Source organism: Rhodococcus sp. OK302, assembly GCF_002245895.1.
GTDB lineage: Bacteria > Actinomycetota > Actinomycetes > Mycobacteriales > Mycobacteriaceae > Rhodococcus_F.
Map to the genome: position 1 here is coordinate 4220672 of NZ_NPJZ01000001.1, position 15170 is coordinate 4235841.

Here is a 15170-nt window from a genome sequence, read left to right on the forward strand (position 1 = left end):
GCCACCGCCGGCGCCGTACATCACTCTGCGCAGGATCGATTTTCGGAGGTGGTGGACCGAGTGTGATGGTCACGTCGACCCCGCCACCGACAGCGCATTCTTCTCGGGCTGGATGCGTTGGTAGATCGGCATGATGTCTTCGCGTAGCAGTCCGGTCGCCGGACGGTCGAGAACGACTTCCCCATCGCGAAGGCCGACCAATCGGTGCGCCCAGCCGAGAGCGAGATCGACCTGGTGCAGCGTGCAGACGACTGTCAGTTGTTCTTCGGTGCACACCCGCTGCAACAGGTCCATGACAATGTCGGCATTCTCCGGATCCAGTGAGGCCACGGGTTCGTCGGCGAGGACGATGCTCGGTCGCTGCATCAGGGTGCGTGCAATGGCTACGCGCTGCTGCTGCCCGCCGGACAGAGTGTCCGCGCGCCGCTCGGCGAAATCTGCGAGACCGACCCGATCGAGGCAGTTCAGTGCCTCGATCCGCATCGCCTTCGGGTACGTCAACGCCCCGTAGCGAGGAATCCGTAACCGTCCGAGCCCACCCACGAGGACGTTCTCGAGACAATTGAGTCGACCGACGAGATTGAAGTGCTGGAAGATGAACCCGACGTTCTTGCGCAGTTCTCGCACGTGCCGCGATGGCGCGGTGTCGATGTGGGTACCCAGCGCGGTGATGCTGCCGGAAGTGATCGGGTGGAGTCCGTTGATGCAGCGAAGCAGAGTGGACTTGCCCGAGCCCGAAAGACCGAGCAGTACCAGCATTTCGCCGCGGCGCACGTCAAGGTTGACGTTCTTGAGCGCCGTAGTGGCACCGAAGATCTTCGTGACATCGCGTGCGCTGACGACGATGTCGTTGGGAGATGTGGGCACGATCAGCCTCGGCACTTCTCGGAACCGGTGACCTCACATACGTGGCGGACGCCGTCGTAATCACTGTCCTTTGCCGGTACTACGCCCCAGGCACGCTCGTCGGTGATGCGGCATTCCTCGGAGCAGATGCCGTCAGCCTGGAAGGCCTCGGAGTTCATGCCTTCGCTGAATACAGCCTTCAGTTTCGCGATCGCGTCGGCGCCGAGTTCGTCGTTGGCGGCAAACAACGATCCTGCGATCATTTCCGACTTCCAGACAGTCTTGAGCTCTCCGGGCGCCAGCTCACCGTTGTCGATCATGGTCTTGTCGACCATGGTGTCGAATGCAAAACCCGCGTCGCAGTCTCCGCTCTTGACTGCGAGTGCCGACGCATCGTGTCCGCCTGCATAGATAGGCGTGACCGCGGCAGAGATGTCCGCTTCCGAACCTGAGGCGATGACACCTTCTTCGATGAGTCCTGCAGTGGGATAGAGAAATCCGGATGTCGAACTCGGGTCGACGAAGCAGACCTTTTTGCCTGCGTAATCGGAGAGACCGTTGACGGACTTGTTGTCCGAGCGGGTGATTGCGTAGGACTGGTACCCGGGAGGAGTCCCTTCGTTCTTCACGACAGCACCGAGGGGCGTCATCTGTGCACCGTTGATCCCAGCGACGACGTAGGCGAAGGGACCGAAGAACGCAAGATCGACGTTGCCGGCAATGAGACCTTCGACCACGCCCGCATAATCGGATGCCTGGACGAATTCAACGGTCGCCCCGGTCTCACGTTCCAGTCGTTCGATCACCGGGTCGTAGCTTGCCTTGAGATCGGTGGAGTTTTCGGCCGGAATAGCTGCCAGAGTGAGGGTTTTCGGAAATCCCTGTTCAGTAGTGGTTTCAGCACCGGAGTCGGAACAACCGGAGGCGACGAGCGCAGTGGCGGAGAATAGTGCGGCAGCGATGCCGACGCGGCGGCGAGTGCGGGTAATCATGTCGTTGTCCGTTCAGTCGAGTGAAGGCGAGGAGACGAAAGTCGAGTTCAGGGCAGGAAGATGTCAGGGAGATCGGCGACGCTGTTCAGAACGTGGGTCGCGCCGGCGCTGGTCAAAGTCTCGGCACGGTGCGCACCGGTGAGGACACCGGCAACGATGGACGCCCCCGCCCGCAGACCCGAACGAATGTCGCTCGAAGTGTCGCCGACGACTGCGACGGCCGCTATGTCACTGACCTGGCTGCGCAGTGCCGCGGCGAGGACAAGATCGGGATACGGGCGGCCGCGAATACCATCTCCCGGCGCCAGGTAGGCATTGGCGATCGTGTGCCACCCCAGCGCGTCCAGAATTCGATTCTGCGTGGCCGGGGAAAAGCCTGTCGTCAACACCACTGCAACACCGGCCTCGCGGAGTTGTGCGATGGCGTCGCCTGCACCGGGAACTGAGGTCACGCCGCCGGCGATACGCGCATCGTAAGCGGCTTCGAAGGCACGATTGGCCGCTTGCGCACGGTCTTCTGCGCCAAAGAGTGCTCGAAAGACTTCGATTTTGGACTGGCCCATCGTTTCGAGGACGTAGCGACGAGCATCTTCGCGGTCTGCGCCGAACTCGGCGAGACCGACTGCAGTGGCCGCGGCATCAAAGGCTTCGATGACAAGACCATCGTCGGAGACAGTGGTGCCTGCCATGTCCATGACAACCAGTTCGATTGCGGTTCCAACTGGGGCAGTTTCGCGAAGTACTTGTGTCGCGGTCGAATTCGTCATGGGACACACGATGCAGGTTGGTATAGACCAAGGCGAATCCGTTGCGTGAACTGACAATGAACGGCAGGTGACATCTTGGTCTAGACCAAGGAATGATACTGTCGGACACATGGCGGTCGACGCAAAACCTCGGATGCTCAAGCATCAGATCGTGCGCAAGAATCTCGACGCATTGCTCGACGACCTGTCACCAGGAGACTCGTTTCCCTCCGAACGCGACCTCGCCGAAAGGTACGACGTGTCTCGGGAAACACTCCGTCAAGCGATGCGCGAATTGCTCGTTGCCGGCCGCATCGAACGGCGTGGTCGAACGACCGTTGTCGCTGAGCCCAAAGTCGTTCTGCCGCTTGCTATCGGCTCCTACACCGAGGCTGCCCGCGAGAAGGGCATGACCGCCACCCGCGTCCTGGTCGGGTGGTCCGTAGACAGCGCGGACGACGACCTCGCAGAACTGCTGCAGATCGCACCGGGAGAAGCGGTGATACAACTCGAGCGCGTCTTCACCACAGACGACATGCGGGTCGGACTGGAAACGACCCGCATCCCCGCCAGCAGAATTCCCGGCCTCATCGACACCTTCGACTACCGACAATCCCTCTACGCCGAACTTCGTTCACGCGGAATACAATTCGATCGCGTCGTCGACAGCATCGAGACGGTACTACCCGACGCCAGAGAAGCAGTATTGCTCACCGTCGACACCCGAACCCCGATGTTCCTACTCAACCGCGTCTCCTACGACGTGCACGGAGTGCCCATCGAACAGCGGCGATCGCTCTACCGCGGTGACCGCATGACCTTCACCGCAGTCATGCACACCTAACAGTCACCACCGATTCTCAGGTCCCGCACATGATGCTGGGCCTGTTGTTGCTGTTCAGCGGCCGACTTCTCAGTCGACGGCTTGTCGTCGGCAATCCGTCGGATCAACCTGGTGTTCACTCGATTCAACATTAGGTAAACACTATCTAAATACTTCCAAAAATAGACAGGAAACGGCGCCATTCGGTGCAAGAGTACTGAGTGTGGCGCTGAGCGCCACCCGTTTCCGAGGCCCGTTTCCGAGGCCCGTTTCCGAGGCCCGTTTCCGAGGCCCGATCGAAATTCCCGAGCGAATTTTTGAGGAGAACCATTCAATGTCCATCACACAGATGGCAGCGGTTGTAATGGCCGTTTCAAGCGCGATTGCGTGGGGCGCAAGCCCGGTGATGCAACCCAGCGAGGTCGGCGAGCTCGCCGCACCGAGCTTCAGCCAGGACGGCGGCCGCTATGTGGGCCCCACGACCGTGAAACTCAGCGCACCGGAGGGCGCCGAGATTCGATACACGCTGGACGGGTCGACGCCCACTGCGAGCAGCGCTCGCTACACAAGCCCAATCACGATCGACGAATCGTCAAACCTGGCAGCGGTCTCCATCCGTGGCGAAGAGGTGAGCCCGGCAGAGGTCGCGGGATACCTCATCAAGACGGACGAGGAGCCATTGCTCTCCTTCGTAGTCATGTCTGACATCGAGACCACAACCTCGGATGACGCCACCAAGGCCCGCTGGAGCAGCTACTTCGACACGATCACGTCGCTTCAGTCACCCGATCTGATCATCTCCAACGGAGATCAGATCTCTGACAACAACTTCAACACAGGCCATGACCACGAAGACGTGGTGAATCTTCTGAACCACGGACTGCAGAGCCACGACCTCGACTCGGAGGTACTGGTGACCTTCGGCAATCACGATGACCGATTGAACGTGATGACACAGCATTACCCGACGGAGTGGTTCCCCCACACCGGCGGCGGCTACTTCGACAAAGTCGTGAACGGCTATCACTTTCTCGGGCTCAATACCGAGGCATACAGCGGCGCGCAGCGCACGTGGCTGCAGGAGCGACTGGCCGCCATCACGGCGGAACCGGGTGGGCTGAACAAGCCTGTCTTCGTCGTCGCGCATCGTCCCGTGCCCGGAACGGTCAACAACGGCGCTCAGGCCTCGAATCCGACCCTTTCGCAAGACCTCGCTGCCTACCCGCAGGCCGTCTACATCTCGGGGCATTCGCACCTGAACCTCAACAGCGAGAAGTCGATTCACCAGAAAGACTTCACCGCGCTGAACGACGGATCGATGTCCTACGCCCAGATTCCGCGCGACTCGTACCAAATCTACGGCGACAAACTGCTCGACACATTCCCGTTGGCGACTCAGCAGGGGCTCTTCGTCGAGGTATACGCCGATCGAACGGAGGTCGACCGGATCGCGTACAACGGCCAGGCCAAGCGGCTGTATCGCAACGGGGAGTGGGAACCGTTCTCGGACAAGCTACCTGCCGATGGGGCAGGCACCTTGGCAGGCCCGACGTGGAACATCCGCCTGGACGGGTCTACCACCGAGGAGATCAAGGCGAACTTCGCCTACACGGATGCGGCACGAACCGACAGCACGCCCCCAGTCATGGGTGCAGACCCCACCATTGAGGCCACGGAGTCCAAAACCGTACTGCGCGTCCCTGCGGCAACCAGCGACGACATGGTCTACGGCTACGACGTGAAGGTGTTGGAGGCCGACACAGGCCTTCCGGGTCTTCCGCTCCGGGCGGGAACAGTGGTCTCGAGTGACTTCTTCTTCTCCCCACGCCCATCGGTCCTCGAAATTCCGTTGTCGGTCAGACTCGGCATCCCGCTGGACTCGGCAACCGCCGAACTGACACCCGGAACCGACTACGTCGCGACCGTGACGGCCGTCGACGTATGGGGCGCGCGTTCCGAGCCGAAACAGCTCGAGTTCACCACACCGGGTACCCGGCCGACCGGGCTTCCCGTCATCGACACCACGACCCAAGGCAACTGGATCGGCACGTACGGTGCCCTCGGCTACGCGATCCCGAGCGACGCATCCAGCCTGCCCGATGGCGTCACCGTCACGCCGGCGAGCGGCACTGCGGCATACGCGTGGGAACCGACCTCGACGCACGCGGCGGCGCTGCAAGTGCCGCCGGCGGGAACAAGCCGACGCGCGGCGACCTGGTTCGGCACACCGGCGCAGGTGGATGTCGCGATCGCGGACGGTGACGCGTACACGTTGCGCGTCTACGTGAACAGCTACGACACGGCTCGACAGCAGACCGTTGCGCTGTACAGCACCGACGGCACTGCTCTGACACCCGTCCAGGCCGTCGCGGACAACAAGCACGGGATGTGGCTTTCGTACCAAATCGACCAGTCGGTGCAGGTCAGGGCTTCGGCCACCTCAGGCCCGAACGGCGTACTCGGGGGCATCTTCTTCGATGCGGCCGAGGTGGATGCTCCGTCGGCACCGAACTTCACCGACCCCGGACCCGTCACGCTCGATGCTGTTGCCGGAACGGCATTGACCCGTGAGTTCACGGTCACCGGAAACCCCACGCCCACCGTCACCGTGCTCGACGATTCGAAGCTGCCCACCGGTATGACCTTCACCGACGGTGCACTGTCCGGAACACCCACCACCGCAGGCACTTACACGTTCATCCTCGAAGCGGCCAACGGTGTCGATCCTGATCTAACACTCACCGTCACCGTCAATGTCACCGCTGCACCAGTGGTTGACCCGCCCGCGACCGGATCCCTCGGATCGATCTTCGGCAGCTGACCTTTCTGCCCGTATCGACACGAATCGACGTTGCCTCCGTCCTATGAGACGGGGGCAACGTCGTTTCAGGGACTTTCTCACCGATCAATGCCTCAGGCTTGACCTTGGCCTCAACGGATCTATCACATTGACTGAACATGACTGGGGTCAACAGAATTCGTCCACCATTGGGCGGATTTTGTTGGTTGAACACCAGTTCAGACGGCGGGCACACCGGTGACATCGTTCCAGGTTCGAACCGTCGGCCTTTCAGCGCAGTAAGCGCTCGCGGTGAGCTCGTATCCTGGCCTGGAGTGCGGCAAGATCGCACTGAACGACGCCAGAAACCGTTGAGCCAAACGGAAGGTCACCGCGACCGATGTTGCCGCCTGAAATGCGAACAACCGTACGGCGTTCCATAGAAATCTCAAAAACTAACTGTGCCGCTGCACGTTTCAATCAGCGTACCGGTGCGTATGACGGCCTTTGTATGACGGCAGGACGGTGCTCATGTGAGGGAATCTCCCAGTTTGCCGACCTCGTCAACGGGACAGTGCCGTAGCCTGCGGCCTCCGGCTCCCCCAAATACGCAGGTTGTCGTTTTGCCAGCGGATTGGCGAAGCATTTTTTACTTGTTGACTAGATGGCAACTTTAATGCAAAGTGGAATACGCAACATCGAGTGACTGAGCGATCGCTTCAGCTTGTCCTCGATTCATGTCGCATCGTGGTCGGTGCCTGTCTCGCATGGAGTGAATGCAGTGAATGCTCATCGTCAAGAAATGGTCTACGTGGATGGGGAATTTACCCCAGCATTGACCGACAAGCGACTATCTGTGATTAGCCCCGCAACCGGTGCGATCATCGGCACCGTACCTGCATGTGGAGTAGCTGATGTCGACCGGGCGGTGACATCTGCACGAACGGCGTTTGATTTGGGAGTTTGGTCGTCCTTGACGGGCACTCAAAGGGCCGATGCCATTGATCGAATAGCCGACAACCTTTCCGCGAGAGCCGAATCAATCTCTGCACTCATTACTGCCGAAGGAGGGTTTGCGTCCCAGTTTGTGGCATCAACCCATGTCGACGGCGCCCTGAAATTTCTCCGATATTACGCATCCTTAGCGCGCCAGGATTCCTTCGAGGACATCCGACCGAGTCCGGCGATCGGTGCACAGGCCGTCGTTCGGCGCCAACCGATCGGTGTCGTTGCCGCTTTGGTCCCATGGAATATCCCCTTGCTCGGCGCATTGTCGAAGATCGCACCTGCGCTTGCTGCCGGATGTACCGTCGTGTACAAACCTTCGCCGGAGAACCCACTGCTCGCTTATCTAGTGGCGGAGGCAGTGGATAAGGCTGAACTTCCTCGGGGTGTCTTCAACGTCATTCCCGCAGATACCGAGGGCAGTCGTCATCTTGTCTCGCACCCGGATGTCGACATGGTGGCATTCACCGGCAGTACGGCAGTAGGGCGCAGTATCGCGACCACGTGCGCTGGCGACTTTCGCCGATATGCCTTGGAGCTCGGCGGAAACGCTGCGGCGATTGTCCTCGAAGACGCTCCAGCCGAGCTAATCGCGAAGGGACTGACGGCAACTGGGCTGGTAATGAACAGTGGGCAGGCATGCATTGCCCAGCGACGAGTCCTCGTGCCCGCCTCACGATACGACGAAGTCGTATCGATTCTTGCGGCAGCTGCGAATGCACTTCCAATCGGTGACCCTACTGACCCCAGCACGGTGATCGGACCGCTGATCACCGCTGAACACCGTGACCGAGTTCTCGAGTACATCAAGGGTGCGGAAGCAGAAGGCGCAGTAATTGCTGCCGGCGGCAACATTCCTGACACTCGAGACCAAGGCTTCTACATCCAGCCGACCATCCTCGCCGACGTTACCAACGACATGCGGGTAGCGAAGGAAGAGGTCTTCGGTCCCGTCATCTGCGTCATCAAATACTCAACTGTGGAAGAGGCAATCAACATCGCCCGTGACACCGAGTACGGATTGTCGAGTTCGGTATGGACGACAGACATTGCCCGGGCAGAGGAAATTGCGCGGCAACTCCGGGTTGGATCCGTCTATGTGAACGGAATGATTGCATTGGATCCAACCATTCCATTCGGAGGGTTCGGGCATTCAGGTGTCGGTCGTGAACTGGGGCCGGAAGGGCTCGCAGAGTACTACCAGACCCAATCAATCTTCCTTCCCGCTCATCAGCCCGCATGATTCACAGCCTCCGAAACACTCGACAAACCAGCCGTAGAACGGACAATCAGACATGAAAATCAAAGGTGCGATCGTCCACGAAAAGGGAGCCCCTTTCGTCATAGAAGATTTGGAATTAGATGAGCCCCGACGTGGGGAAATTGTCGTTCGTATGGTCGCAACCGGCATTTGCCACTCCGACCTCAGCGCGCGCGACCAGTTCCTTCCGCTGCCGTTGCCGATCGTACTGGGTCACGAAGGCGCCGGAGTGGTAGAGGCGGTGGGGGCTGGCGTCACCACGCTGAAGCGCGGTGATCACGTAATCCTCAGTCGTCTCAGCTGTGGTCTTTGCCCGCAGTGCAAGACGGGAAACTCGAATCTGTGCAGCAATGCTCACTCGCTAAACGTCGCCGGCCATCGAGCCGATGGATCGACCACTCTGTCACACAACGGTCGTCCCGTTCACGGGCAGTTCTTCGGACAGTCGAGTTTCGCCACGTACGCCATTGCACACGAACGCAACGCAACCAAGATCGATACGCAGTTCGATCTCACTCTTGCGCCCGCGTTCAGCTGTGGCGTCCTCACCGGAGCAGGCGCTGTGATTAACGGCATGCGGCCTACCGTTGGATCGTCGATCGCAGTTTTCGGAGCGGGAACTGTCGGCTTGGCGGCAGTCCTAGCTGCCCGAGTAGGTGGGTGCAGCACGATCATCGTTGTGGACCGTCAACAGAACAGACTTGATCTTGCTATGGAACTCGGTGCAACGCACGTGATTTCAGCGGGCAACGATCCACTTGCTGAGTCGGTACGAGCAGTCGCAGCGAATGGAGTCCAGTTTGCGGTGGAGGCCACGGGGGTTGCTTCAGTCGCTCGGTCCGCTGTCGAGAGCCTTGCTCGTGGTGGCGAATGCGCACTCCTCGGCGTTGGACCGGCAGATCAGGATCTGAACCTGAACCACACCGGTATTGCGCTCAACGGACTAGGTGTGCGCGGGTATCCCACCGGATTGAGTGAACCGGACGCCCTCATCCCGCAATTGATCGAACTTCACCGGGCAGGCCGATTCCCGATAGACCGGCTTGTGTCGAAATACCCCTTCGAGAAAATCGAGGATGCAGTCCGGGACGCGTCCAACGGGATCGCAATCAAGCCAATCCTGACATTCGACTGAGCGGGAACTGAGGCGCTGTCCGAGACTTGAAGGGTCGATCACCGCCACTTGAAGTGTCTTCAGCAATCGAGCCGAGCGCTCTCACCAACCTGCCAGTCAAGGCAAGCGGGCGATGAAACGGTTCACCGCGGTCGGACAAACACAACGGTCCTTGTCCGCGTTCAGCTCGATCTCACCGCTCTTCCGGCCTGATCGGCACCGACTCTCGGCGACAGAATGGCGTACCGAGATGGCCGACTTCGAGGTGTGGTGGGAAGTCGCCGCGACCGATTTTGCCGTCTGAAAAGCGAAGAACCTTAAGGCATTCCATAGCAAAATCTCAATAGCGGACTGTGCCGCTACACTTTTCATCAACGTGACAGTGCCAGTCCGGGTGCGAATTGCAGGGCCGGCACCGGAATGCGGGTTCCGGTTAGAGTGCCAGTCTCCACGAAGGAGTCACTTCATGACCGAAACGTCACCACCCGAGCGCACAGCCGTTCCCTACCAACTCACGTATCTGGTACTCGCGCTTGCCATCACGGCCTACTCGTTGTTGCAGTCATTGGTCGCACCGGTACTGCCGCTACTAGAGCAAGACCTGCATACCGATCGAAACACCGTGACCTGGATCCTGACGGCATACTTGCTGGCCGCGGCCGTCGCCACCCCGATCCTCGGTCGCATCGGTGACATGATCGGCAAGAAGAAGGTACTGACCGCAGTACTGGTCATCGCCTGCATCGGTTCCATTCTGGGAGCATTGGCATCATCGATCACCCTCATGATCGTGGCCCGAGCAATTCAAGGAATCGCGGGCGGCGTCATCCCCTTGGCGTTCGGGATCATCCGCGACGAACTCCCACGAGACAAAGTGACCGGAGCGGTGGGCGTCATCTCTGCATTGATCGGCGTCGGAGGGGGCCTGGGCCTGGTTTTGGGCGGCCCGATCGTCGACAGGCTCAACGCGCACTGGCTGTTCTGGATTCCCGCTATCGCCATCGCTGTCGCCGCAATTGCGACACACCTGATCATTCCCGAGTCTCCCGTACGAACTCCCGGACGCGTGAGTTGGATTGCGGCCGTACTACTCTCGTCCTGGTTGATTGCCCTGCTCGTCGCAATCAGTGAGGCCCCCCAGTGGGGTTGGGCGTCGAGTTCAGTTCTCGGCTTGCTCGTGGCAGCTGCCGTTCTTGCAGCGCTGTGGATGAGGTGTGAACTACGCAGTGACAGTCCATTGATCGACATGGCGATGATGCGCATCCCCGCAGTGTGGACTACCAACCTGGCGGCATTGCTGATCGGCATCGCAATGTACTCGATCTTCGCCTTTGTACCGGCCTTCCTGCAAGGAACACCGGAAGCCGGCTACGGTTTCAATTCGTCGATCACCGAATCCGGCTTGATCGTGTTACCACTGTCCGTGGCATTTCTTCTTGCCGGCATCGGTTCCGGTCCCCTGGCGCATCGTTTCGGAGCGAAGGCAGTCCTGGTTGGCAGTTCGGTTGCCGCAAGCGCATCTCTGCTGATCTTGGCATTCGCACACTCGGCGATCTGGCAGGTGATGCTGTCGATGCTCCTGATGGGAGCAGGTTTCGGCCTCGCTTTCTCCTCGATGTCAGGCATCATCGTGCACGCAGTTCCCTCACACCAGACGGGTTCGGCCAGCGGCACCAACGCGAACATTCGCACGATCGGCGGTGCGATCGGCTCGGCGATGATGGCCAGCATCGTGACCGCACACCTACTTCCCGACGGACTTCCCACTGAAGCCGGCTACACCACCGGGTTTGCCATCCTCGCAATCGCCAGTGCCCTCGGCGCCGCCGCGGCACTACTCATCCCGAGCAAGCCCACACCCGTCACGATTCCCTCTGACATACAACTCACCGATACACCGAACACCGCTACTATTTCGAACTGACATACGACACAAAAGAATACGAGCGAAAACCGCTCCGCAAGGACGCGACAGAAAACCGCCGACGGATCCTGGACGGCACCGCCAACCGTTGTGCGTGTCCGACCGCGGTGAACCGTTTCATCGCCCGCTTGCCTTGACTGGCAGGTGGGTGAGAGCTCTCGGCTCGATTGCTGAAGACACTTCAAGTGGCGGTGATCGACCCTTCAGTCTCATGTGGGAGAACTCCTTGGCCGCCACCGCCGGATCGTTTCGTCACTGACCTCCGCTCACGGTGTGGAGTCTCTCAGTTCGTCGATTTCAACAACGCGACAGTGTCCGAGTGCAGCGACCATCCAAACTTACTTGTCATGCGGTCAACTTATATGTACTGTGACTCTCGACACTCTGGCCAATGACGGCGGTAGACGCCCCAGCGGCCGAACGCCCGCCAAGTATGTCCCCCACCCCATAACTCCCGCCCTTCCACTCGTAATCCGACCGGCCCTATGTCTAGACCCGGATGGAAACTCGGATGACTTGGCGGACATGGGATTTGAATACGAATCGAAGGACATGACGTGAACCAATCGACGACGCCGGACCTGTCCGGCTCCGGCCCATCCGTGGACGAATCACAATCAGCCGATAGGGTGCCACACAAGGCTGTTATTTTAACCGTGGCCACACTGCTCGTCTTCTCTCTCGACGCCGAGGCCTTCGCGCTGATCCCAATTCTCGCCGATCTGAAAAGCCATTACAGCTTGAGCGCATCGCAACTAACGTGGACGCTGGCTTTGCCTGCACTTGTTGGAGCCGGACTAATTCCAGTCATGGCGCGAATGGGAGACATGTTTGGCATTCGCCGCATGTTGCTCATCGCCGCCGGAGCCGCCGCAGTCGGCACAGTCCTCTGCGCAGTGGCCCAAGGCCCGACTCTGCTGATCATCGGTCGCGCCATCATCGGAGTCGGAGGAGCTTGCCTCCCACTGTTCTACGCGTACATGCGAAGTCAGAGTCGAAGTAGCGAAAGTGTCGACTTTGCAGCAGGTTTCATGACTGCGATCATCGGTGGCGGATTGATCATATCGTTCCTCTTGGGCGGCACGATCATTAAGCTCGGCGGCAGCGCACAGACCGTCCTGACGGTTATTGCAGCATTGGCCGTCCTGGGTTTCGCGCTACTGTGGCTGTTGCCCAAGGGGAATACGAAAGTCAAAACTTCACTGGATCTCGTAGGCGCCGGCTTGCTCATCGTCGCTCTTACCATCGTGGCACTCGGTCTGAACCAGGGAAATCGTTGGGGATGGACGTCACCCTCGATCATCACACTATTGGTGCTCGGCATAGCCCTGTTGATCAGTTGGGCCTTCTGGGAACTGCGCACGGAAAGTCCGATCATCGATCTACGCGTTATCAGCCGCCGGGAAGTCTGGCCAGCGTGCGTAGCAGCCGCTTTCGGCTCTTTTCTCGGTGCCACTATCGTCCTCACCGCCAGCCAGTACATGGCGACCCCCGAACAGGCCGGGTACGGATTCGGAATGTCCGCTTTCACCATCGGTCTGTACTTCCTTCCCCTCGGAATCATCATCGGTTTCGGCGGCCTGACAATCCGACCAGTGATGCAGCGTCTTGGACTACGCAACACTTCCGCCCTTGGTGGCGCGATTACGACGATCTCCTTCATCTGGTTTGCACTCGACGGCAACCCGACGACAACGAAGTACTTGATCATCTTGATCTGCTGGGGCCTTGCATACGTCCTAACTGTTTCTTCGGCGGCTGCTGCCTACATGCGAGCTTCTCGCCCCGGAGAAGAGGGAATGATCGCCGGCGGAGCGCGTGTCGTCGCGACTGGGCTCAACGGTCTCGGACCGGCGATCGTCTCAGCTTTGCTGACTGCAGCGTTCATTCCGAAGACGCATGTACCCGTAGCCGGGAATTACAATAACGTCTGGTGGTTCATCGCAGCCTGCGGTGTGCTCGTCGTCGCGGTAAGCCTTTTGATCCGACAGACCGCTGCCCGGACAGACCTCGCGTCGAACGCAGTATTTGCCGACGATGCCGATCGCACGATCACCAAATCGAGCGCCTGACACAGATCACCATCCGCTGAACAGGTGGGCCTCCCGTAGTGCTGCAGAAGACAGCAGCACTACGGGAGGCCACTCTGCGGTAGATCGATGCTAGGTAGTCTCATTCAGACTGAGCAGCCAAGAACAAACCTGCGCACTACCATCCGCCGAGCACACGACTCGGACTCGGTCGCGTCGATGGGTCCGACCGGCAATTGCCAGCAAAATGCGGTCATCGAATCATATTGGAACGGAACGCAAACCGGCACTTCAATCGAAAAAGATGGAAGACAGGATCGAATTCGCCAACTTTGCGTTCGATTACCGTGAGATCAACGCAGCCGCAGGCATCGGCGCATCCCCTCACGGGATGCTGACACCGATCAAGTTCACGAACATCCCTTTCAAGCCCGAATCATGCTCTGACGACGGATCGAACCATGGCCTGAAGTCAAATATCACGAGCTCAACGAAACTCGGGCCACATCATCTCCGGACCCTCCGGTGCGAATCACCTCAACAAAAATTTCTCATCTATGAATCTTGTTCACTGCATGTTTGGCCTTCGATCGTTAATCGAGTCACCTTAGGCAGGCATTCGAGCGAAATGCCATTGAGAGACTCGATAGTGTATTCACATGGAAAGACGAAGGACACAAGCCGAACGGACAGCGGAGTCACGGCGCCGGTTGATTGATGCCGCCATCGAACTGTTGGCCACTCGCGGTTATGCACGGACCAGCCTTGCCGCGATCGGAGAGACTGCGGGAGTCAGCCGCGGATTGGTCACCCACCACTTCGGGTCCAAAGAGCAGTGCATCGTCGAAGTCGTTAGACACATCCGTCTGTTAATCGAGGCCGATCTCCTCAAACCCCGCGAATTACGGGGCATGGAGGCAATCGAGAACCTCATCCGAACGTACCTAAAGGAAACGTGGCCGGAGTCGTATGCCGCGCGGGCGTTATTGGTCGTGATCGTTGAGGCTCTGACCGCGGGTCCAGATCTGCTGCACGCTGTCTCTGAAAACAACGTCGCCATCCGGACGATGATCGTCAACTCGCTGGAAGAGGCGGTCGAACTCGGCCAAATACCTCAGGTGAGCGACCCTGAGAGTGCGGCAGTGGTCGTCTCGGGGATTCTTCGTGGCGTCTTAATTCAAGTTCTCCTGGATCCCGAGCATGTCGATCGCGAAACGGCAATCAAGGCGTCGATCGAATTGACTCGTGCAGCACTGGTGAACAGCTGACTCGAACCTTCTAGATAACTTCCGAACATCGGGGCCTTTAACCAAGCCTCGATCCACCATCAACTACCCGGCCCTGAAGGGCCAGGTTTCCGCCGATATTGCTGATGAAATTCCCAAGTAGCGGAGTGTCAGAAAGTGCTCCCTGAACTGACAATTTCTCGATCACCACGCCGAAAGTCGCCTCCGGAGCGGCAAATCTCGCACCGAAACTGTCGGCGCTGATCGCACTGATGTGTGCCGGTATCGACGACATCGACCTACGCCGATCCAACTTAATGCAACACCTCTTCGGCAACGCCTCGCACCCTCGACGGCGGGAAGGCTACTGCGCGAGTTCACATTCGAACACAATCGCTATCTCGAATCGGCACCACGCCGGCAC

The 15170-nt window shown here is 59.3% G+C and carries 10 protein-coding genes and 1 pseudogene; 8 read left to right on the top strand and 3 right to left on the bottom strand.

Features of this window, described 5'->3' with window-relative positions:
- Nucleotides 1-69: 69 nt before the first annotated feature.
- From phnC to BDB13_RS19425, 3 genes are read right to left on the bottom strand one after another with little or no spacing between them, the layout of a single operon-like run.
- A complete protein-coding gene (gene phnC, locus BDB13_RS19415; RefSeq protein WP_094275038.1) occupies nt 70-870 on the bottom strand; it encodes a phosphonate ABC transporter ATP-binding protein in 801 nt (266 codons plus the stop codon).
- A complete protein-coding gene (locus BDB13_RS19420) occupies nt 870-1838 on the bottom strand; it encodes a phosphate/phosphite/phosphonate ABC transporter substrate-binding protein (protein WP_094273127.1) in 969 nt (322 codons plus the stop codon). The genes phnC and BDB13_RS19420 overlap by 1 nt, the downstream gene beginning before the upstream one ends.
- Before the next feature lie 47 nt (nt 1839-1885).
- A complete protein-coding gene (locus BDB13_RS19425; protein WP_094273128.1) occupies nt 1886-2605 on the bottom strand; it encodes a phosphonatase-like hydrolase in 720 nt (239 codons plus the stop codon).
- Nucleotides 2606-2714: 109 nt separating this feature from the next.
- Between BDB13_RS19425 and BDB13_RS19430 the strand changes: the two genes are divergently transcribed.
- The 8 genes and pseudogenes from BDB13_RS19430 to BDB13_RS19465 all read left to right on the top strand — a co-directional run bounded on the left by BDB13_RS19430 (nt 2715) and on the right by BDB13_RS19465 (nt 14788).
- Nucleotides 2715-3428, top strand: a complete 714-nt coding sequence (locus tag BDB13_RS19430; RefSeq protein WP_176459625.1) for a GntR family transcriptional regulator — start codon at nt 2715-2717, stop codon at nt 3426-3428.
- Between the two features lie 313 nt (nt 3429-3741).
- Entirely contained in the window at nt 3742-6228 is a 2487-nt protein-coding gene (locus tag BDB13_RS19435) for a chitobiase/beta-hexosaminidase C-terminal domain-containing protein (protein ID WP_094273129.1), read from the top strand.
- A gap of 760 nt (nt 6229-6988) precedes the next feature.
- The gene (locus BDB13_RS19440; protein ID WP_094273130.1) at nt 6989-8434 is read left to right on the top strand and encodes an aldehyde dehydrogenase; all 1446 of its coding nucleotides are present in this window, start codon (nt 6989-6991) and stop codon (nt 8432-8434) included.
- Between the two features lie 52 nt (nt 8435-8486).
- Nucleotides 8487-9587: an NAD(P)-dependent alcohol dehydrogenase gene (locus BDB13_RS19445; RefSeq protein WP_094273131.1), complete on the top strand. Its 1101-nt coding sequence runs from the start codon at nt 8487-8489 to the stop codon at nt 9585-9587.
- Nucleotides 9588-9620: 33 nt separating this feature from the next.
- Nucleotides 9621-9870: pseudogene (locus tag BDB13_RS19450) on the top strand (IS6 family transposase); the annotation flags it as partial.
- A 162-nt stretch (nt 9871-10032) separates the two neighbouring features.
- Nucleotides 10033-11490: an MFS transporter gene (locus BDB13_RS19455; RefSeq protein ID WP_094273132.1), complete on the top strand. Its 1458-nt coding sequence runs from the start codon at nt 10033-10035 to the stop codon at nt 11488-11490.
- A gap of 656 nt (nt 11491-12146) precedes the next feature.
- Nucleotides 12147-13562, top strand: a complete 1416-nt coding sequence (locus BDB13_RS19460) for an MFS transporter (RefSeq protein WP_176459628.1) — start codon at nt 12147-12149, stop codon at nt 13560-13562.
- 617 nt (nt 13563-14179) lie between these two features.
- Nucleotides 14180-14788, top strand: coding sequence for a TetR/AcrR family transcriptional regulator (locus BDB13_RS19465; RefSeq protein ID WP_094273136.1), 609 nt, complete (start codon nt 14180-14182; stop codon nt 14786-14788).
- The last annotated feature ends 382 nt before the right edge of the window (nt 14789-15170 follow it).